Annotated in this window: 17 protein-coding genes and 1 riboswitch; of the genes, 11 read left to right on the top strand and 6 right to left on the bottom strand. The window is 46.4% G+C overall.

What is annotated here, in order from left to right:
* Positions 1–6: 6 nt before the first annotated feature.
* Positions 7–309 (top strand): gamma-glutamylcyclotransferase family protein, encoded by a 303-nt coding sequence (locus PK654_RS14030; RefSeq protein ID WP_271696484.1) that lies wholly within the window; start codon positions 7–9, stop codon positions 307–309.
* 68 nt (positions 310–377) lie between these two features.
* Here the strand turns inward: PK654_RS14030 and fbp are convergent, their stop codons facing one another.
* Entirely contained in the window at positions 378–1388 is a 1011-nt protein-coding gene (fbp, locus tag PK654_RS14025; protein ID WP_271696483.1) for a class 1 fructose-bisphosphatase, read from the bottom strand.
* A 242-nt stretch (positions 1389–1630) separates the two neighbouring features.
* Between fbp and mpl the strand changes: the two genes are divergently transcribed.
* The 7 genes from mpl (at position 1631) to rluA (ending at position 11196) form a co-directional block, all read left to right on the top strand.
* Entirely contained in the window at positions 1631–3013 is a 1383-nt protein-coding gene (mpl, locus tag PK654_RS14020; protein WP_271696482.1) for a UDP-N-acetylmuramate:L-alanyl-gamma-D-glutamyl-meso-diaminopimelate ligase, read from the top strand.
* Positions 3013–3630, top strand: a complete 618-nt coding sequence (locus PK654_RS14015; protein WP_271696481.1) for a flavin prenyltransferase UbiX — start codon at positions 3013–3015, stop codon at positions 3628–3630. Before mpl ends, PK654_RS14015 begins: the two co-directional genes overlap by 1 nt.
* Positions 3631–3683: 53 nt before the next feature.
* A riboswitch (TPP riboswitch) is annotated at positions 3684–3787 on the top strand.
* 44 nt (positions 3788–3831) lie between these two features.
* The gene (gene thiB / locus PK654_RS14010) at positions 3832–4815 is read left to right on the top strand and encodes a thiamine ABC transporter substrate binding subunit (RefSeq protein WP_271696480.1); all 984 of its coding nucleotides are present in this window, start codon (positions 3832–3834) and stop codon (positions 4813–4815) included.
* A gap of 87 nt (positions 4816–4902) precedes the next feature.
* Positions 4903–6480, top strand: coding sequence for a thiamine/thiamine pyrophosphate ABC transporter permease ThiP (thiP, locus tag PK654_RS14005; protein ID WP_271698893.1), 1578 nt, complete (start codon positions 4903–4905; stop codon positions 6478–6480).
* Positions 6480–7184: a thiamine ABC transporter ATP-binding protein gene (gene thiQ, locus PK654_RS14000; RefSeq protein WP_271696479.1), complete on the top strand. Its 705-nt coding sequence runs from the start codon at positions 6480–6482 to the stop codon at positions 7182–7184. The genes thiP and thiQ overlap by 1 nt, the downstream gene beginning before the upstream one ends.
* Before the next feature lie 319 nt (positions 7185–7503).
* Positions 7504–10413 carry an RNA polymerase-associated protein RapA gene (gene rapA / locus PK654_RS13995; RefSeq protein WP_271696478.1) on the top strand — a complete coding sequence of 970 codons (2910 nt, stop codon included), beginning with the start codon at positions 7504–7506 and terminating at the stop codon, positions 10411–10413.
* 48 nt (positions 10414–10461) lie between these two features.
* Complete coding sequence (gene rluA, locus PK654_RS13990) at positions 10462–11196, top strand: bifunctional tRNA pseudouridine(32) synthase/23S rRNA pseudouridine(746) synthase RluA (RefSeq protein ID WP_271696477.1); 735 nt, start codon at positions 10462–10464, stop codon at positions 11194–11196.
* A gap of 78 nt (positions 11197–11274) precedes the next feature.
* On the opposite strand, the gene PK654_RS13985 is transcribed toward rluA, so the two are convergent.
* From PK654_RS13985 to argR, 4 genes are all read right to left on the bottom strand, one after another.
* A complete protein-coding gene (locus PK654_RS13985; protein ID WP_271696476.1) occupies positions 11275–11712 on the bottom strand; it encodes a universal stress protein in 438 nt (145 codons plus the stop codon).
* 84 nt (positions 11713–11796) lie between these two features.
* Positions 11797–14376 carry a TRAP transporter permease gene (locus PK654_RS13980; protein ID WP_271696475.1) on the bottom strand — a complete coding sequence of 860 codons (2580 nt, stop codon included), beginning with the start codon at positions 14374–14376 and terminating at the stop codon, positions 11797–11799.
* 251 nt (positions 14377–14627) lie between these two features.
* Positions 14628–15596: a TAXI family TRAP transporter solute-binding subunit gene (locus tag PK654_RS13975; protein WP_271696474.1), complete on the bottom strand. Its 969-nt coding sequence runs from the start codon at positions 15594–15596 to the stop codon at positions 14628–14630.
* A 337-nt stretch (positions 15597–15933) separates the two neighbouring features.
* Positions 15934–16404, bottom strand: coding sequence for a transcriptional regulator ArgR (gene argR, locus PK654_RS13970; protein ID WP_271696473.1), 471 nt, complete (start codon positions 16402–16404; stop codon positions 15934–15936).
* A 336-nt stretch (positions 16405–16740) separates the two neighbouring features.
* On the opposite strand from argR, the gene mdh reads away from it, so the two are divergent.
* Complete coding sequence (mdh, locus tag PK654_RS13965) at positions 16741–17676, top strand: malate dehydrogenase (protein WP_271696472.1); 936 nt, start codon at positions 16741–16743, stop codon at positions 17674–17676.
* Positions 17677–17754: 78 nt separating this feature from the next.
* Here mdh and ispB read toward each other — a convergent pair whose 3' ends face one another.
* A complete protein-coding gene (gene ispB / locus PK654_RS13960) occupies positions 17755–18726 on the bottom strand; it encodes an octaprenyl diphosphate synthase (RefSeq protein ID WP_271696470.1) in 972 nt (323 codons plus the stop codon).
* A 272-nt stretch (positions 18727–18998) separates the two neighbouring features.
* On the opposite strand from ispB, the gene rplU reads away from it, so the two are divergent.
* Positions 18999–19310: a 50S ribosomal protein L21 gene (gene rplU, locus PK654_RS13955; RefSeq protein ID WP_171754226.1), complete on the top strand. Its 312-nt coding sequence runs from the start codon at positions 18999–19001 to the stop codon at positions 19308–19310.
* Between the two features lie 21 nt (positions 19311–19331).
* Complete coding sequence (rpmA, locus tag PK654_RS13950; protein WP_171754227.1) at positions 19332–19589, top strand: 50S ribosomal protein L27; 258 nt, start codon at positions 19332–19334, stop codon at positions 19587–19589.
* Positions 19590–19624 lie beyond the last annotated feature (35 nt).

The raw sequence follows: 19624 nt of genomic DNA, 5'->3' as shown, positions 1-19624 counted from the left end.
GCTAGGATGCAACAACTAATTTTTGTTTACGGAACCCTGAAAAAAGGTGAATGCAATCACCATGTACTGGAACAGAGTGAGTGTTTAGGTCTGTTTGAAACAGAGCCCAATTATCAGCTCTATGATCATGATGACTATCCGGGGTTAGCCCATGGTAGCAATAGCATTAACGGAGAGATCTACCGTATTGACGACGAAACGCTTTCTCAGCTGGATGTCCTTGAAGATGTGTCTGTCGACTTTCACCGGGAACAGATTGAGACGCCGTACGGCAATGCGTGGGTTTATATGAAGATTAATGTGACCTGATCTGGTCTGTTTGTCTGAAAAGATAAGAAAAGCACCCCGGAAAGGGGAAATCCGGGGCGCTAAAAGAGTTATTCCGGATTCTCTGCCAGAAACTCTTCAACTTTACGAACCATCTCTTTTGAGCCGACAAAGAAAGGTACACGTTCGTGTAGCTCAGTCGGTTTCAGAGTCATAATTCTGTTTTTACCGTCAGAAGCCAGGCCGCCGGCCTGTTCGATAAGGAAGGCCATCGGGTTGCACTCATACAACAGGCGAAGCTTTCCTCTCGGGTGGCTTTCAGTGCTCGGGTAAAGGTAGATACCACCTTTCAGCAGGTTACGGTGAAAATCTGCAACCAGTGAGCCGATATAGCGGGAAGTATACGGACGGTTATCTTCCGGCATACTTTCCTGACAGTACTTAATGTACTTTTTCACGCCCATAGGGAAACGGATATAGTTTCCTTCGTTGATGGAGTAGATCTTACCCTTCTCAGGAATCATCATATTTTCATGAGAGAGGCAGAACGAGCCAATGGACGGGTCATAGGTAAATCCATGTACGCCGTTACCGGTTGTGTAGACCAGCATGGTAGACGAACCATAGATAACATAACCTGCGGCAACCTGCTTTTCGCCCGGCTGAAGAAAATCTTCTTCAATAGCCGGTGTTCCGACAGGCGATACTCTGCGATAGATGGAAAAGATGGTTCCTACAGAGACGTTTACATCAATGTTTGATGAGCCGTCCAACGGGTCCATTAGTACAACGTATTTAGCGTTCTGATTTAGCTCCTTGTTAAAGGCGACAGCTTCATCTTCTTCTTCACTGGCAACACCACAAACCTGATCCCGGGCTTCAAGTGCCGCTTTAAACTTATCATTGGCATAAACATCAAGCTTCTGTTGCTCTTCACCTTGAATGTTTTCAGCACCTACAGCACCGGTAATATCAACAAGACCTGCCTTGTTGATTTCACGGTTAACAATCTTGGCTGCTAACCGGATCGATGCTAGCAGAGATGATAGTTCACCGCTGGCATGGGGAAAGTCATGTTGCTTCTCTACAATATATTCGCCTAGAGTGCGAAATTCAGACATGTTATATCCTTAACGTTGCTGATTATTTGGGGGGAATTTGGTTACAATGCTTAAAATTGTTATCAGGTTGCAAGGTAACTACACAAATTGTATGCCAAGAAACTTATTACGAGTAATAAAGTAAATATCTGATATTCAATTTGTTTTGATGGCTTATCACAATTAGGTTGTAATGAGATTAGTGTGTTGCGCAATGATAGTGCGCAGATCACACTTTTCAAAAATCAGTTAGGAACAGATAGATGCACATTCATATTTTGGGTATTTGCGGAACCTTTATGGGCGGAGCCGCAGTACTTGCACGGCAACTGGGACACAAGGTTACCGGCTGTGATGCCAATGTATACCCGCCAATGAGTACTCTGCTTGAATCTGAAGGCATTGAGATTATTGAAGGATTTGATCCTCAGCAACTGGATCCGGCGCCGGATCTTGTGGTGATAGGCAATGCAATGAGCCGCGGCAACCCTTGTGTCGAGTATGTGTTGAATCATAACCTCAGGTATACCTCCGGGCCTCAGTGGCTGCAGGAGTTTTTGCTGCATGATAAATGGGTGCTGGCGGTTTCAGGAACTCATGGAAAAACAACCACATCCAGTATGCTGGCATGGATACTGGAAGATTGTGGTTACCAGCCTGGTTTTCTGGTGGGAGGCGTGCTGGGTAACTTTGGTCAGTCTGCCCGTCTGGGCGAGAGTCCCTTCTTTGTGGTAGAAGCCGATGAGTACGACAGTGCTTTTTTCGACAAGCGATCTAAGTTTGTCCATTACCACCCTAAGACACTGATATTGAATAATCTGGAATTTGATCATGCGGATATTTTTGACGATTTAGAAGCGATAAAGAAGCAGTTCCATCACCTTGTAAGAACCGTGCCGGGAATAGGCAGAATTATTTCACCACTGAAAGAGCCAGCCTTAGCCGATGTACTTGAAAGAGGTTGCTGGAGTGAGCAGGAGTTCATTGGCGACAGTGATAATAACAGCGGCGACTGGTGTACAGAAAAGCTTAAAATAGATGGCAGTCATTTTTCGGTGCTGTTTCAGGGAAGCAAAGTGGGTGAAGTCCGCTGGGATATTATCGGCGACCACAATGTTAATAATGCCCTGATGGCTATTGCTGCCGCCAGACACGTAGGGGTAACACCTGAGCTTGCCTGCCAGTCGTTGGCTAAGTTTGTTAACACCAAACGCAGACTTGAGCTAAAAGGTATTGTCGGAGATATCTCTGTTTACGATGACTTTGCCCACCACCCGACGGCTATAGAGCTGACCTTAGGCGGGTTAAGAAACAAAGTTGGTGAGAATAAGATCATTGCAGTACTGGAGCCAAGGTCTGCAACAATGAAAATGGGTGTTCATAAGCAGACTCTGGTGGCTTCCCTTGAGCAGGCGGACTCTGTTTATCTTTATCAGCCAGACAATATTTCATGGTCAGTAAGTGAAGTCACGGAGCATTGTCGTCAGCCGGCTTACACTCATAATGAAATTGAACAACTGGTTGCCGCTATTGTTGCTGAAGCTAAAACGGGCGACCAGATTCTGGTCATGAGTAATGGTGGCTTTGAAGGTATTCATGGCAAGCTGATAGCGGCACTGGAACAGAAACAGAAGGTAGTAAATTAATGGAGCAGAAAAAATCCATCACTCTGGCATTTACCGGTGCTTCTGGAGCGCCATACGGCTTGCGACTGTTAGAGTGCCTGCTGGCAGCCGATTACCGGGTCTATCTTCTGATCTCTTCTGCTGCCCGGGTTGTCCTCGCTACTGAAGAGGGGTTAAAGTTGCCTGCTAACCCTGAAGCGGCCAGAGATGTGCTGGTTAAGAAACTGAACTGCTGTGAAGAAAACCTGATTGTCTGTGGCAAAGAAGACTGGTTTTCACCGGTGGCATCCGGCAGTGCTGCACCTAAGCAGATGGTGATCTGCCCTTGTTCTGCCGGCAGTGTTGCCTCTGTTGCCCACGGAATATCAGATAACCTGATTGAACGAGCCGCAGATGTAGTATTGAAGGAGCGTGGACAACTGCTAATGGTGGTGCGTGAAACACCATTCTCGACTCTTCACCTGGAGAATATGCATAAACTGTCTCAGTTGGGCGCTACCATTATGCCGGCAGCCCCCGGTTTTTATCATCAACCTGAGTCCATAGAAGATTTGGTCGACTTTATGGTAGCGAGAATACTGGACCACCTTGGTATTGAGCAGGGACTGGTTCCGCGCTGGGGCTATGATCAGCGTTAACGGATTTCTGGCTGTTTTTCGTAGCCGAAACCACTAATTCAGATTACAATCATCCGGACTCATCGGGGTGCTGCATTTTTGCGGCTGAGATTAAGCAATTAGAACCCGTACACCTGAACCAGATAATACTGGCGTAGGAATTGAGCTGGGATATATCATCCTTCCTCATACCTGTGCCGCTCAAACCAAGGAGAGCGTCCAGTGAAATACACTATTTCTGCATTAACATTAGCCCTTTCATTTTCATCCTTCGCATCGGATAAGCTGACAGTTTACACCTATGATTCATTTGCTTCTGACTGGGGACCGGGTCCTGCGGTAGAGAAAGCCTTTGAAGCTCAGTGCGGCTGCGATCTGGAATTTGTTGCCCTTGACGATGGTGTTTCCATTCTTAACCGTCTTCGTCTGGAAGGCAGTAAAAGCAAAGCGGATATTGTGTTAGGTCTGGACACCAACCTGATGGCAGAAGCAAAAAAATCCGGATTATTGGCAGAGCACAAGGCAGATACGTCGGCAGTAAATCTGCCTAACGGCTGGAGTGATACTACTTTTATTCCTTATGATTACGGTTACTTCGCTTTTGTTTACGATAAAACTAAGCTGGCTAATCCGCCGAAAAGCCTGAAAGAGCTGGTAGAAAGTCGTCAGGATATTAAGGTGATCTATCAGGATCCCCGCACCTCAACACCGGGACAGGGCTTGATGCTGTGGATGAAGTCCGTTTATGGCGATGACACGGCCGCTGCATGGAGCCAATTGGCTAAGAAAACCGTTACGGTAACCAAAGGCTGGTCTGAAGCCTATTCTATGTTCCTGAAAGGAGAGTCAGATATGGTGCTCTCCTATACCACCTCTCCGGCTTATCATCTGATTGCTGAGAAGGATGACAACTACCGTGCAGCGGATTTCAGTGAAGGGCACTACATGCAGGTTGAAGTGGCTGCCAAGACAAAAAATGCCGCTAACCCGCAACTGGCTGACAAGTTTATGCAGTTTATTCTGTCTGGTGACTTCCAGAATGCTATGCCGACCGGAAACTGGATGTATCCTGTCACCGCTGTCGACTTGCCAGAGGGCTTTGAGTCTCTGACCAAACCAAAACAGTCCCTGAGCTTCACTCCCGAACAGGTTGCCGGAGAGAGAAAATCATGGATTCGTGAGTGGCAGAGTGCATTAACTAAATAATCTCTATAACCCTGTGCTGCAGATGCCTATTTGCAGCACATTAAATTATTCAGGGCAGGAAAGTCTCAAGTTCAGGTAGAGAAACAGATGCAGAGAATCCCTAAATCAGGTTTCGTCGTAGCAGCAGCGATTTTGCTGTTTGTTATCTCTGCCCTGAGTGCCTTACTGCTCTATACCCCTGAAGTCCGCTTTAGCCAGTACTGGAACGACGGCTACTACCGGCATGTTACCTATTTCAGCTTCTATCAGGCATCTTTGTCTATGCTGATAAGCGTCTCTCTGGCGATTCCCGTTGCCCATGCGTTAAGCCGCAGACAGTTTTTCGCCAAGGCTTTTTTGCTTAAGGTATTTTCTATAACGCTGGTTTTGCCGGTTCTGGTGGGGGTTTTCGGCTTGCTGGCGATATATGGCAACAGTGGTCTTGTGGCTGAACTGTTTCAATGGCTGGAGAGGGAACTGCCTTTTTCAATTTATGGCCTGAACGGCATTCTGCTGGCCCATGTGTTTTTTAATCTGCCCTATGCCAGCCGCCTGTTGTATCAATCTCTTGAAACGATTCCTGAGCAACAGCATAAGCTGTGTGCTCATCTGGGCATGAGTCACTGGGATAAGTTCCGGCTGGTGGAGTGGCCAAGGCTGCGTCAGCAACTACCTCATGTATGCGGGCTGGTTTTTATGCTCTGCTTTACCAGTTTTGCCACCGTAATGGCGCTGGGTGGAGGGCCTAAATCGACCACTATTGAACTGGCAATCTATCAGGCGATTAAGTTCGATTTTGATTTGCAGGCAGGGGCAGTATTGGCACTGTGGCAAATGTTACTTTGTGCCTTGTTATCATTTTCCATACAGAGAATGGCAAAACATACTCCGCTGATTTCGCAGCGGTGTGACAATCCCCTTGCTGTGACAAAAGACAGCAGAAGGGCAAGGTTATGGGACGGCTTCTGGATTGTTTCTGCGGTTATTCTGGTTATTCCCCCCCTTATTATGGTGGTGATAAGCGGACTAAACAGCAGTTTATTTGCTGTTCTGTCTGACCGTGAATTCTGGCTGTCGGTCAGGGCTTCATTCGCTATCGCCTTAATGGCAGCTGTACTGGCCCTGATGGCTGGAGTTGCTATCATCAATAGCAGCCGCAGTCTGAGAATGGCCGAAAAGGGCAGAATGGCGGACAGTATTGAGTTATCTGGTGCCATTATTCTTGTTACTCCCGGCTTGGTCATCAGTGTCGGACTGTTTCTGTTACTGCGGGATATGGGCGATGTATTTCAGCTAGCCGGGGTTATTGTCGTTTTGGTCAATGCTCTTATGGCTCTGCCCTATGTGATTAAAACCTTGTCCCAGCCAATGCTGCATATCGCTCAGCAGTACCAGTTATTGAGTGCCAGTCTGGGTATGAAAGGATTTTCACGTTTCCGCCTGATTGACTGGCGGGCACTGCATAAGCCGATGGCACACGCTTTTGCCATCAGCTTTATGTTATCCATTGGCGATATCAGCGCCATTGCCTTGTTTGGCAGTCAGGATTTTAAAACCCTGCCGCTGTATCTTTTTCAGCTTCTGGGCAGCTATCAGATGGATGCCGCTGCGGTAGTATCACTAACCTTGTTACTGCTCAGTCTGAGCTGTTTTGCCCTGATTGAACGATTTTTTAGGAGAAGTTAGTGCTGCAAGTCCGCCAGATCAACTATCGCTACCACAAAGAAAATTTCCTGTTCGATTTGCAGGTTAAACAGGGCAGCATTACTGCTTTAATGGGCCCCAGCGGTGCCGGTAAGTCAACCTTGCTGGCACTGATTGCCGGATTTATTCAGCCGGAATCGGGTGATATCAGCGTGAATAGCCGCTCTATTTTGGGTAAAGAGCCTCACCAGCGACCTTTTGCCATGTTATTTCAGGAGCACAATCTATTTATGCACCTGACGGTCAGGGAGAATATTGGCTTAGGTTTGCATCCCGGCCTTAAGCTGACGCCTCAGCAGAAGAGAGAGGTAGAAATAGCCGCAGAGCAGGTCGGTGTTGAAGCTTTTCTTGACCGTACTCCGGATCAACTGTCCGGTGGCCAGAAGCAGAGAGTTGCCCTTGCCCGCTGTTTTGTTCAGCAACATGATATCTGGTTGCTGGATGAACCATTCTCTGCCCTCGATCCTATTCTCAGGGAGGAGATGCTCAATCTGGTGAAACAGCTTGCCGCTCAGAGGGGGATAACCATTGTGATGGTAACGCATCATTTAACGGATGCCAGAGCAATCGCGACGGACTTTGCTTTTCTTGCAGAGGGAACCGTTCAGGTTACGGGCAAAATAGAAGCGCTGCAAACGGAGCAAAACTCACCCCTGTTAACCGCCTTTATCAACGCGGGCGAATAACAGGCTGTTGTGCTGCTGTTACTCCGGTGTTGTGCTGATTTGACCGGATAAAAAAACCTCAATTTGCCCGGTTTTCTCCGTGACCTGTGTCACTGCTTCAAGTACTATTAGCGCCCGCTGCCCGGTATGAAATTACTATGCCCGGCAAGCCGGTTTCAATAAATTAAAATCAACAAATTAATTTAATACTAGAATTGAATAGGCTGTTATCTGAATCCGGTATCTTTTCGTTCAGGAGAACCATCTGTCCGGAAAAAGATATTGTGATTCATTGACGGCTTTTATTAATTTCATCCCTGATAAAGAGGTAATCTATCTTATGGCATTTGCTTTGGGGCAACGCTGGATAAGCGACACAGAAAGCGATTTGGGTTTAGGTACTGTTGTAGAAATGAACGCACGGACAGTAACGGTTATGTTCGCGGCTAGTGAAGAAAACAGAGTCTATGCACAAAAAGATGCCCCGGTTACCCGGGTGGTATTTCACGCAGGTGACACAGTAGAGAGTCAGGAAGGCTGGTCTCTTAAGATAGATGAAGTAAAAGAACAAAACGGCCTGCTCACCTATATTGGTACCCGTCTGGACAGCGAAGAACAGGGTGTCGCACTAAGAGAGATTTTCCTTAGTAATCAGATTCGCTTTAATAAGCCTCAGGATAAACTGTTTGCCGGTCAGATTGACCGTATGGATAACTTTGTACTCAGATACAGAGCGCTGTCCAATCAGTATCAGCAACATAAAAGCCCGATGCGTGGCTTATGCGGTATGCGTGCAGGGCTGATTCCGCATCAGTTGTATATCGCCCATGAAGTAGGCCGTCGTTATGCGCCGCGTGTTTTACTGGCCGATGAAGTTGGTCTGGGTAAAACCATTGAGGCGGGCATGATCATTCATCAGCAGGTACTGTCTGGCGCTGCTGAACGGGTATTGATTGTGGTACCGGAAACACTGCAACATCAGTGGCTGGTTGAGATGATGCGCCGCTTTAACCTGCATTTTTCCATCTTTGATGAAGAGCGCTGTATTGAAGCACTGGCTGATGCAGCCAATCCGTTTGATACCGCTCAGTATGTACTCTGCTCCCTTGATTTTCTGACCAAAAACGAGCGTCGTTTTGAGCAGATGGTCGATGGTAACTGGGATCTTATGGTGGTTGATGAAGCGCATCACCTTGAGTGGAGTCCGGAGCAGCCGAGCAGAGAGTATAAGGTAGTAGAAAGCCTTGCTAATAACACACCTGCGGTACTGCTTTTGACAGCAACACCAGAGCAACTCGGCCATGAGAGCCACTTTGCCCGTCTGCGTCTGCTGGATCCGGATCGTTTTTATGACTATCAGGCCTTTGTTCAGGAAGAACAGCAGTACCAGCCGGTAGCTGATGCAGTTAGTACTTTGTTTAGCGGTAAGCTATTGGAAGATTCAGCAAAAAATCAGATCACTGAGTTGTTGTCTGAACAGGATGTTGAGCCCCTGTTCCGTATTATCGAAGGGGATGTGGCTGAAGATGAGAAAGCTAAAGCCCGTCAGGAACTGATTGATAACCTGATGGATCGTCACGGTACCGGCCGGGTGCTGTTCCGTAACACCCGTTCGGCAATCAAGGGCTTCCCGAAAAGAAATGTAAACCTGCTGCCGATGGAGATGCCTGAGCAATATGGCCGGGCACTGCGTGTCTCTGCCATGCTGGATGCTGAGCTACCGGTAGAAGCGCGGGCAATGAAACGCCTCTACCCTGAAGAGATCTTTCAGGAGCTGGAAGGTGGTTCATCAAGCTGGTGGCAGTTTGATTCACGTGTCGACTGGCTGATTGAAAAGGTTAAGGTTAAGCGTTCTGAAAAAATTCTGGTGATAGCTTCAAGAGCGGAAACCGCTTTGCAACTGGAGCAGGCACTGCGTGAACGTGAAGGTATACGTGCCACAGTTTTCCATGAAGGCATGTCTATCCTTGAGCGCGATAAAGCTGCCGCCTATTTCGCACAGGAAGAGGGTGGTGCACAACTGCTTATCTGCTCTGAGATCGGTTCTGAAGGGCGTAACTTCCAGTTTGCTAACCAACTGGTAATGTTTGATCTGCCGTTTAATCCGGATCTGCTGGAGCAGCGTATTGGTCGTCTGGATCGAATTGGTCAGCAGCGGGATATCGATATTTTTGTTCCTTATCTGCAAGGTTCATCTCAGGGTATTCTGGCCCGCTGGTTTGAAGAGGGGCTTCAGGCATTTTCTGAAACCTGTCCGACAGGCCGGGCCGTTTACGATCAGTTTTCTGATGCGCTAATTGAGATGCTGGCTAGCGGTGAATCTCCTCAGTTAGATGAGGTTATCGAGGAGTCTAATAAGCTAAACAAACAGTTGAAGTCTCAGCTTGAGCAGGGGCGTGATCGCTTGCTTGAAATGCACTCTAACGGTGGTGAAGCAGCAGAGAAGATTGTTGAGCAGATCTCGGCAACGGACGGTGATACTAATCTGGTTACCTTCGCCCTTAGCCTGTTTGATACCATTGGCCTGAATCAGGATGATAAAGGTGAAAATGCACTGGTGGTTACCCCATCTGAGCATATGATGGTGCCAAGCTATCCGGGCCTGCCTTATGACGGAGCAACCATCACTTTTGACCGTGATACCGCTCTTTCCCGTGAAGATATGAACTTTATCAGTTGGGAGCACCCTATGATTCAGGGCGGTATTGACCTTCTGCTAAGTGAAGGAGTGGGAACCTCAGCGGTATCTCTGCTAAAGAACAAGGCTTTGCCGGTAGGAACACTACTGCTGGAACTGATTTATAAGGTCGATGCACAGGCTCCGAAAAGAAGTGGAATTAACCGCTTCCTGCCTCAGACTCCGATTCGTCTGATGATTGATGGTCGCGGAAATGATCTTTCTGATCAGGTCGAGTTTGAGAGCTTTAACCGCCAGCTAAGCCCGGTAAACCGCCATATGGCCAGTAAGCTGGTCTCTTCTGTGCAGAACGAAGTTCATAAGCTTATTGAGGCTGGTGAGAAGCAGGTTGTGTCTAAGCTTGAGCAGGTTAGGGAACAGGCGAAGCAAGAGATGATGAGTGTACTGAATGGCGATCTTGAGCGTCTTCAGGCACTGAAAGCGGTAAACCCGAATATTCGTGATGAAGAGCTGCAGGCCATTGAGCGTCAGATAGACGAGTTAACTGGCTATATTGGTCAGGCTCAGATTCAGCTGGATTCCCTGAGAATGATTGTGGTGAGTCACAACTAATTTACTATGCCCTCTGCTAAAGAGGGCAACAGACAGAGCTGTAGAATTGTGGCGTTAATCGAGTATCGACCAAGTAAAGATCCTATTGAGATAACTTATCAGGATCAGCATATTTTAGTGGCAAACAAACCTGCCGGTCTACTGTCCGTCCCCGGGAGGCTGGAAGAGCATTACGATAGCTTATGGAGTCGTTTAGTGGTGGATTTTCCTGATATTCAGGTGGTTCATCGTCTGGATATGGCCACTTCAGGCCTGATGTTGCTTGCGTTGACAAAGGATGCCGAAAGGCACCTGAAAAAGCAATTCCAATACCGTCTGACACATAAGATCTATTACGCCAGAGTCTGGGGACAAGTTGCTGAAGACGAAGGCATTATCGATCTTCCTTTGATTTGTGACTGGCCTAACCGTCCCAGACAGAAAGTCTGTTATGAATATGGTAAACCTTCCCAGACTCGTTATCAGGTAGTGCAGAGAGAAGATAAAACCACGCTGGTCAGGCTGCTGCCGATAACCGGCCGCTCCCATCAGCTAAGGGTACATATGATGGAGCTTGGCCATGCTATTGTTGGTGATGAGTTCTATGCTGGCAGTGAGGCTCGTGCTTTATCGTCAAGACTTCAGCTACACTCTTCTGAATTGAGCTTTTATCATCCGCAAAACGATCAACTGGCTACTCAGTTTGTTGCTTGTGACTTTTTCCCTGAAGCAAAAGCAGAGATTCTCGAGCACTTTTCGGCTGAGCCTCAGCTACCGGATTACAAACTTTTACCTAAGATGTAGTCGCTCTGAAGCACAGCGACAGAAAAGAAAACAGCACCCAAGGGTGCTGTTTTTAGATACGGAAAGGGATTGATCAGTTTAACCCTGAGGCTTAACAACCAACACGTTGATTGGTGAGTTCTGTACTACTTTACTGGCAACGGAACCTAATACTACTTTATCGACCTTAGAGCGTTTATGGCTTGGCATAACAATCAGGTCAGCGCCCAGTTTCTCTGCTGACTCCAGAATAGCAGCGTAAGGCTTACCTTCAACCACGTGAGTCTTATAGATTACATCCTCTGTAATATGTTGCTCAGCAAACCTCTGAAGCTGGCTTTTCACATCATTTTTCATCTTTCTGGCCGCATCTTTTGGAAAATAAGTCGCGACCATAGACATATGAATACCGGGAAGAACATTCAGTAGATGCAGCTCTGCATTTGAGTGTTTGGCATGCCACACTGCAAGTTCAACTGCTTTATCTGAAAAGCCTTTATCATTTAGATCAACGGGAATCAGGATCTGTTTATACATTCTATTTATCTCGTAATGACGGGCGAAGCCCTTGATTATCCCTTAGAGTGTCGGGGCTGGCCTTATGGTTAACCCCGACCTGTATTACGCGCTTATTGCATCCTTAGCAGCACGACGTCTCTGATTAAAGCCTAGTCCAACAAGTATCAAAATTGCAGGTACAAATACCCACTCTTTCATCGGACGGTCCGCTTTGATAATTACCCACTTGATCTCCCAGTCGAAATCAATACCAGCCGATTCTGCCGGGCTACCAAATTCAACCATATCAACAATCATCTTTCCTTCGGACTCGTTGAGCATTAAGCCCATAGAAGAGATGCGTTCTTCAGCACCTTGTGCATCATCATCAAATGGTAGTAATACGGTTTTTTCCAGATACTTGCCTTCAAGGTTTTCACCAGCGACTCTTAATTCAAGTGATTGTCCCACATCAAGATTTTCAGTAATTTGAGCTATCTCAACTCCTGAATGAAGTTCTTTTGCAGGATAGATCATATCCCACCAGAAACCCGGTCTGAAGAAGGAGAATGTCAGTACCAGCAACAGTACGGTTTCCCACCATTTGTTCTTGGTAAACCACCAACCCTGAGTCGCGGCAGAGAAGATTAGCATGGCCAACGTTGCAGACAGAATAGTCAGCAGCAGGTGCCACCAGGTATCAATTCCCATCATCAGAAGCTGGGTATTAAATACAAACATAAACGGCAGTATGGCGGTACGGATATCGTAAGTGAAACCCTGAATACCGGTTCTGATTGGATCTGACTTGGCAATCGCCGCTGCCGCAAAGGCTGCCAGACCAACCGGTGGTGTATCATCGGCCAGAATACCGAAATAGAACACAAACAGGTGAACGGCAATAAGCGGAATGATCAATCCGTGAGCAGCACCAAGGGTGACAATAACCGGAGCCATCAGGGTAGATACAACAATATAGTTTGCCGTTGTCGGCAGACCCATGCCCAGTACCAGACTGATTACCGCGGTAAACAGCAGCATCAGGATAATGCTACCACCTGAGATAAACTCAACGAAGTCAGTCATCACCAGACCGATACCTGTCAGGGTTACAACCCCTACAACGGTACCGGCTGCAGCTGTGGCAACACCGATACCAATCATGTTACGGGCACCGGATACCAGACTTTCAGAAAGGTCTACCAAGCCAGCCAGAGCCTGCTCTTTGATATGACCTTCTTTGGCAAAAAATGCCAGAAGCGGACGCTGTGTGATCAGAATAAAGATCATAAACACGGTAGCCCAAAATGCGGAAAGACCCGGAGAGAAACGTTCAACCGTCAGACACCAGACCAGAACCACAATCGGAAGCAGGAAGTGCAGGCCGGATTTAATGGTTGGTCCTGCATCAGGCACTTCCATCAGATCCTCATCAATAGCCATATGAGCGTGTTCAGCATAGGCTGCAGAGACACGAACCAGAGCAACATAGGCTAGCAGCAGGGCAACAGTTACAATCGGAGTTGCTGCAGCGCCAAACACATCTTTGGTCCAGCCAACACCATAGTAGACCGCAGCACTCAACACGCACAGGCCTAAAATAGTACCGGTGAAAGAGAGCATGCTATGGATAAACTTAGGTGTATGACGGCGCGGAAGACCAGTCATACCAGCTTTACACGCTTCTAAGTGAACAATATACAGAAGCGCGATATAAGAGATCAGCGCAGGCAGAAGTGCAGCTTTAATTACTTCTACATAGGAGATACCTACGTACTCAACCATCAGGAATGCAGCGGCACCCATGATTGGCGGTGTTAACTGACCGTTAGTAGAAGCGGCAACCTCAACAGCACCCGCTTTAGTTCCCGGGAAACCAACCCGTTTCATTAACGGAATAGTGAAGGTACCTGTGGTTACTACGTTTGCGATAGAAGAACCTGAAACCAGACCTGAAAGGCCGGAAGCGACAACCGCCGCTTTTGCCGGACCACCACGCATATGGCCAAGTAGGGAGAAGGCTACTTTAATAAAGTAAGCACCCGCTCCGGCTCTCTCCAGCATGGCACCGAACAGAACGAACAGGAATACAAATGAGGTAGATACGCCAAGAGCAACACCGAATACGCCTTCTGTCGTCAGCCAGAGGTGTGACATCGCCTTGTTCAGACTGGCACCTTTATGGGCGATAACGTCCGGCATATAAGGGCCGGCGAAAGTGTAAGTCAGAAAGACAGCGGCAACCACCATTAGCGGCGGACCTAATGCTCTGCGTGTTGCTTCCAGCAGCAGAACCATACCAATAACCGCAGCAACAATATCAGGTGTTGTTGGTGCACCGGAGCGATCCGCCAGTTCAGCATAGAAAATGTAGATGTAGGCAGCAGAGAAACTACCTAATAGTGCTAATACCCAGTCAACAACCGGCACTCTGTCGCGTGGAGAGTGTGCCAGAGCCGGATAAGCAGTAAATGCTAAGAAGATGGCAAAGGTTAAGTGAATAGAACGGGCTTGTGTGTCATTAAGTACGCCGAAATCAAAAATGAATGGTAATGGAGATGCGTACCAAAGTTGGAATAATGACCAGCAAAGTGGAACAAACCATAGAATACGTCCAGGAATCCCCGATGGGTTTCTTGCGCCAGTGTCAGCTTGTGCCACCATTTCTTGCACATCTGGAGACGGTTTGGTTGTCTGCGTCATGTACTTTATCCTTATTCTTGATGGTCGTTTGTCGAAAAACCAAAATGATTGTAGATACAATTCTGTGTAATTTTAGGATAGACCTGTCAGTATCGCTTAAATTACCGCCGTGATTTTGGTTGTGGAATTAGTTTATTTTTATCGTTATTTGCTTGTTGTAAAACGTTGTCTGAGAGCGATGTAAATACGCTTTATAAAACTGATAAGGAGGCCAAAGCCTCCTTAAACTAAGTAATTTTGCTGTAAATCAATTACTTAAGAAGTCCTGCTTCTTTGTAGTATTTTTCTGCACCTGGATGTAGAGGGATAGAAAGACCAGCTTTAACCATGTCTTCTTTCTTCAGGTTTGCAAATGCAGGGTGAAGACGTTTGAATGTATCAAAGTTTTCAAATACTGCTTTAGCAACGTTGTAAGCAACTTCGTCAGAAACATCTGTTGTCGTTACCATTGTTGCTGCTACACCAAAGCTGTTCACATCAGCGTCTGTGCCACGGTATGTACCTGCTGGCAGAGAGGTGTATGCGTAGTATGGGTTTTCAGCTACGATCTTATCGATCTCAGCACCTGTTGCAGAAACTAGCTTAGCATCACAAGAGGTTGTTGCTTCTTTGATTGAGCCGTTTGGATGACCAACCATGTAGATAAACGCATCAATTTTGTTATCACATAGTGCTTGTGAACGCTCAGAACCTTTCAGCTCAGATGCAAGTTTAAAGCTGTCGTTAGTCCAGCCAAACGCATCCATTACCACGCCCATGGTTGCACGGTCACCAGAACCCGGGTTACCGATGTTTACACGCTTACCTTTAAGGTCAGCAACATTGTTGATGCCTGAGTCAGCGCGGGCAATGATGTTAAATGGTTCGGTATGAAGAGAGAACATTGCGCGTAGTTTCTTGTACGGGCCTTGTGCTTCAAATTTGCTGGAACCGTTATATCCGTGGAACTGCCAGTCAGACTGAACAACACCAAAATCCAGCTCACCGGCGCGGATTGTGTTGATGTTGTAGATAGAACCACCAGTAGATTCTACTGAGCAGCGGATATTGTGCTCTTTACGACCTTTGTTAACCAGCTTACAGATAGCACCGCCTGTTGGGTAATATACACCCGTTACAGAACCAGTACCGATAGTAATGAAATCTTGAGCTGAAGCAGCACCAGCACCCATTACTGCAGCGGCAATTGCGCCTACTTGGACAAATTTTTTAAATGCCATGAATTTTCCTTCCTTTATTCATTGTGAACCCCGCAGTTACTAAGCATAGTTAACGCAGGAGTTTCCTGTTTGGAAACGGCATCTTTTTCAATCCGTATCTTGAAAAAGTGGCAGCATGATAGCAAAAAAATGGCACAAAATTATAAGAATGCTCAATGAGATAGGGGGAAATGCTGGGCTACAAAGAGCAATTATGTAAACTGTAGTGTTAAAAATGTTAAAAAAATCAGTCACTTATTAAAATGACTGATTTATGTAAGTTGATTTTTGAAACTGTGAGTCAGTTCACGGAATAAAAACGAAAATCTGGGTGGGCAAAAAAACTGCTTTTTTCGCCTTATCCAGCATATTCGAATAGCGTGCAGACTGAGTCGTAAAGCTGCTTGGTAGTGACGTTTAGTGTAGGAGTAATAAAGATGGTGTCATCACCAGCTACTACTCCAAGAATCCCTTCCGATTTACCCAGAGAATCGAGCAAACGGGCAATAAGTTGTGCTGCACCAGGGCCGGTGTGAATGACAACAATTGCGTTGTTATGATCGATATCCAGAACCAGTTCACGCAGCGGACTTGATGTTGTCGGAACACCGAGCTCTGCGGGAAGACAGTAAACCATTTCCATTTTCGCATTGCGGGTACGTACAGCACCAAACTTAGTCAGCATACGGGAAACTTTCGACTGATTGATGTTCTCAAAACCTTCCTGTTTAAGAGCATCTACAATCTCACCCTGAGAACCAAAACGTTCTTCTTTCAGCAACGCTTTGAAGGCTCTAACCAAATTGTCTTGTTTATCTGTATTGCGCATGATCGATTTTTCAATGGTAGTAATGAGTTTTCATATATTCTCACACTCAATCTTGTTGCAGCAAATATTCACTATAAATTTGCTGTATCTGTCACTGATTCCACTGTTCTTAAGACCTGTTTTGTAACATAATGGTTACAGAATCATTTCAGCCTAAGATTCAGATTTCCATACTACTTTTGTAGCACGTTGGGCGCGAGGTGCGCGGAGTCGCAAAGCTGACGTTAATTAATTGTAATCAAACAATGATTCATTTAATTTCTTTTCTATACGCAGTAAACAAAAGAATTAAAACCCTACATAATTTTTAATCTTAAAATCTCAAGGAGAACTACTATGAAAGTAGCCGTTATCGGAGCCGCCGGAGGCATAGGCCAAGCCCTTGCACTACTACTGAAAAACCGCCTTCCAGCGGGTTCTGATTTAGCCCTTTATGATATTGCACCTGTTACTCCGGGTGTCGCTGCTGATTTAAGCCATATCCCTACACCTGTGTCTATCAAAGGTTATGCCGGAGAAGACCCAACGCCAGCACTGGAAGGTGCTGATGTGGTTCTGATCTCTGCCGGTGTTGCCCGTAAGCCGGGAATGGATCGTGCAGACCTGTTCAACGTGAATGCCGGAATTGTTAAGTCACTGGCAGAGAAGATTGCTGTAGTTTGTCCTAAAGCATTGGTGGGTATTATTACTAACCCTGTCAATACCACTGTGCCAATCGCAGCAGAAGTTCTAAAAAAAGCAGGAGTGTATGACAAGCGTCGTCTGTTTGGTGTAACAACACTGGATGTTATCCGCTCTGAGACTTTTGTTGCAGAACTAAAAGATAAAGATCCAGGTGACGTTCGTGTGCCGGTTATCGGTGGCCACTCTGGTGTAACTATTCTTCCTCTTCTTTCTCAGGTTAAAGACGTTGAGTTTACTGATGAAGAGATTGCAGCGCTGACTGTTCGTATTCAGAATGCTGGTACAGAAGTTGTTGAGGCGAAAGCTGGCGGCGGCTCTGCAACCCTTTCTATGGGGCAGGCAGCATGCCGTTTCGGTATCTCTCTGGTGAAAGCTCTTAACGGCGAAGAGAATGTTGTTGAGTGCGCTTATGTAGAAGGCCCGGGTGATCATACTCGTTTCTTTGCACAGCCGGTTAAGCTGGGTAAAGAGGGCGTAGAAGCAGTACTAAGCTATGGTGAGCTGAGCGCATTCGAAAAAGACGCTCTGGACGGTATGATGGATACTCTTAACGGCGATATCGTTAAAGGTGAAGAGTTCGCTAAATAATAGCCTCTATATATAAGAGAAAAGGTCAGACTATGTCTGACCTTTTTTGTGTTCGTCTTATATAGCAGCTTGTCTATATTATTTGTTTCGCTTTACAGCCAGATGGGCAAGGGCGATTAACGCCTCTTTATAGTCAGACTCAGGAACGACTGACAGTTCGGCAATGGCTTTGTCTGCTTCTTTATAGGCAAGTTCTGTGGTGTACTCAAGAGAGCCTGTCTGCTTCATGGCATCAAGGATCTGATCAAGCTTCTCCATACCATTGGCTTTTTCTATCGCCTCACGAATCATTGCCTTCTGTTCTGCATTGCCGTGCTGCATCGCATAGAGTAAAGGAAGGGTTGGTTTGCCTTCCGCCAGATCGTCTCCGACATTCTTACCCATCTCTTTGCCGTCAGCGGTGTAGTCAAGTACATCATCGATCAACTGAAAAGCGGTACCCAGATACTTACCATAGTTCTGCATAGCGACTTCTACTTCCTCGGGAGCATCAGACAAGATAGCTCCTATCTGAGTTGCTGCCTCAAACAGTCGGGCTGTTTTTGAGTAGATAACCTGCATATAGCTCTTTTCTGTGGTATCAGGATCGTTACAGTTAATAAGTTGCTGAACTTCTCCTTCAGCGATAACGTTCACTGCTTCACTCATAAGAGCGAGGATCTTTAATGATCCTAAGCTGGTCATCATCTGAAATGAGCGTGTGTATATATAGTCACCAACAAGGACGCTGGCAGCATTTCCGAACGCTTCATTGGCAGTGGCTTTACCACGGCGCATATCTGACTCATCAACCACATCATCGTGCAGCAGGGTAGCGGTATGAATAAATTCCACGAAGGCAGCTGCCATAATGTGGTCTTTTCCTTCATAACCCAGCGCCTTTGCTGAAAGAAGGGCTAGAAGAGGTCTGAGACGTTTTCCGCCGCCACTGACAATATAGAATCCTAATTGGTTAATTAAGGTAACTTCTGAGTTGAGTTGGGCTTGAATTGTCTCATTAACTTTTGCCATATCATCGGCAGTAAGCGCTTGGATAGCTTTAAAATCCATGTTAGTTCCGGCTGAGGTTAACCTGTGTAAGGCTTTTGTGATTTCTATTTTTGGCAGATTTTACACTAAAAAACATTGATAAATACACAATTCATAGGCATGATCCTTCCACTTTTCTTTGGCGATTAGCTTTTCGCCAATTATTTTAAAATTTGGCTTGTCATAGGACGTTCATTCACGTAGAATCTGCGCCCTATTGATGATTAGTTTAGCGCACACCCGAAATGCTTGATTTGATAGCAAAAGGCTGTGCGGAAAAAGCGGAGTAAAAAATGTACGCTGTTTTCCAATCTGGTGGTAAACAACACCGTGTAAGCGAAGGTCAAACCCTTCGTTTAGAAAAATTAGACGTTGAAACTGGCGCAACAGTTGAGTTCGATACTGTTCTTATGGTTGCTAATGGCGAAGAAATCGCTGTTGGTGCACCTCTTGTTGAGGGCGGTAAAGTAACTGCGGAAGTGGTTAAGCACGGTCGTGGCGATAAAGTTAAAATCGTTAAGTTCCGTCGTCGTAAGCACTCTCGTAAGCAACAAGGCCACCGTCAGTGGTTCACTGAAGTGAAAATCACTGGCATCAGCGCTTAATACGGTTAGGAGAGATATACAATGGCACACAAAAAAGCTGGCGGTTCTACTCGTAACGGTCGTGATTCAGAAAGTAAACGTCTTGGTGTTAAGCGTTTCGGTGGTGAATCAGTTCTAGCGGGTAACATCATCGTTCGTCAACGTGGTACTAAGTTCCACGCTGGCACTAACGTTGGTATCGGTAAAGACCATACTCTTTTCGCTCTATCTGAAGGTAAAGTGAAGTTTGAAGTTAAAGGTCCTAAGAACCGTAAATTCGTAAGCATCGAAACTGAATAATTTAGTTTCAAGCTGAATTCAAAAGCCCTGCCAAT

This window comes from Vibrio sp. SCSIO 43137 (assembly GCF_028201475.1).
GTDB lineage: Bacteria > Pseudomonadota > Gammaproteobacteria > Enterobacterales > Vibrionaceae > Vibrio.
This window is presented reverse-complemented; position numbering and strand designations above follow the sequence as displayed.

Excerpts from the sequence above, each read along its gene's own strand:
- PK654_RS14030 (WP_271696484.1), top strand. The coding sequence starts at position 7 with ATGCAACAACTAATTTTTGTTTACGGAACCCTGAAAAAAGGTGAATGC.
- fbp (WP_271696483.1), bottom strand. The coding sequence starts at position 1,388 with ATGTCTGAATTTCGCACTCTAGGCGAATATATTGTAGAGAAGCAACAT.
- mpl (WP_271696482.1), top strand. The coding sequence starts at position 1,631 with ATGCACATTCATATTTTGGGTATTTGCGGAACCTTTATGGGCGGAGCC.
- PK654_RS14015 (WP_271696481.1), top strand. The coding sequence starts at position 3,013 with ATGGAGCAGAAAAAATCCATCACTCTGGCATTTACCGGTGCTTCTGGA.
- thiP (WP_271698893.1), top strand. The coding sequence starts at position 4,903 with ATGCAGAGAATCCCTAAATCAGGTTTCGTCGTAGCAGCAGCGATTTTG.
- rapA (WP_271696478.1), top strand. The coding sequence starts at position 7,504 with ATGGCATTTGCTTTGGGGCAACGCTGGATAAGCGACACAGAAAGCGAT.
- PK654_RS13985 (WP_271696476.1), bottom strand. The coding sequence starts at position 11,712 with ATGTATAAACAGATCCTGATTCCCGTTGATCTAAATGATAAAGGCTTT.
- PK654_RS13980 (WP_271696475.1), bottom strand. The coding sequence starts at position 14,376 with ATGACGCAGACAACCAAACCGTCTCCAGATGTGCAAGAAATGGTGGCA.
- PK654_RS13975 (WP_271696474.1), bottom strand. The coding sequence starts at position 15,596 with ATGGCATTTAAAAAATTTGTCCAAGTAGGCGCAATTGCCGCTGCAGTA.
- argR (WP_271696473.1), bottom strand. The coding sequence starts at position 16,404 with ATGCGCAATACAGATAAACAAGACAATTTGGTTAGAGCCTTCAAAGCG.
- mdh (WP_271696472.1), top strand. The coding sequence starts at position 16,741 with ATGAAAGTAGCCGTTATCGGAGCCGCCGGAGGCATAGGCCAAGCCCTT.
- ispB (WP_271696470.1), bottom strand. The coding sequence starts at position 18,726 with ATGGATTTTAAAGCTATCCAAGCGCTTACTGCCGATGATATGGCAAAA.
- rplU (WP_171754226.1), top strand. The coding sequence starts at position 18,999 with ATGTACGCTGTTTTCCAATCTGGTGGTAAACAACACCGTGTAAGCGAA.
- rpmA (WP_171754227.1), top strand. The coding sequence starts at position 19,332 with ATGGCACACAAAAAAGCTGGCGGTTCTACTCGTAACGGTCGTGATTCA.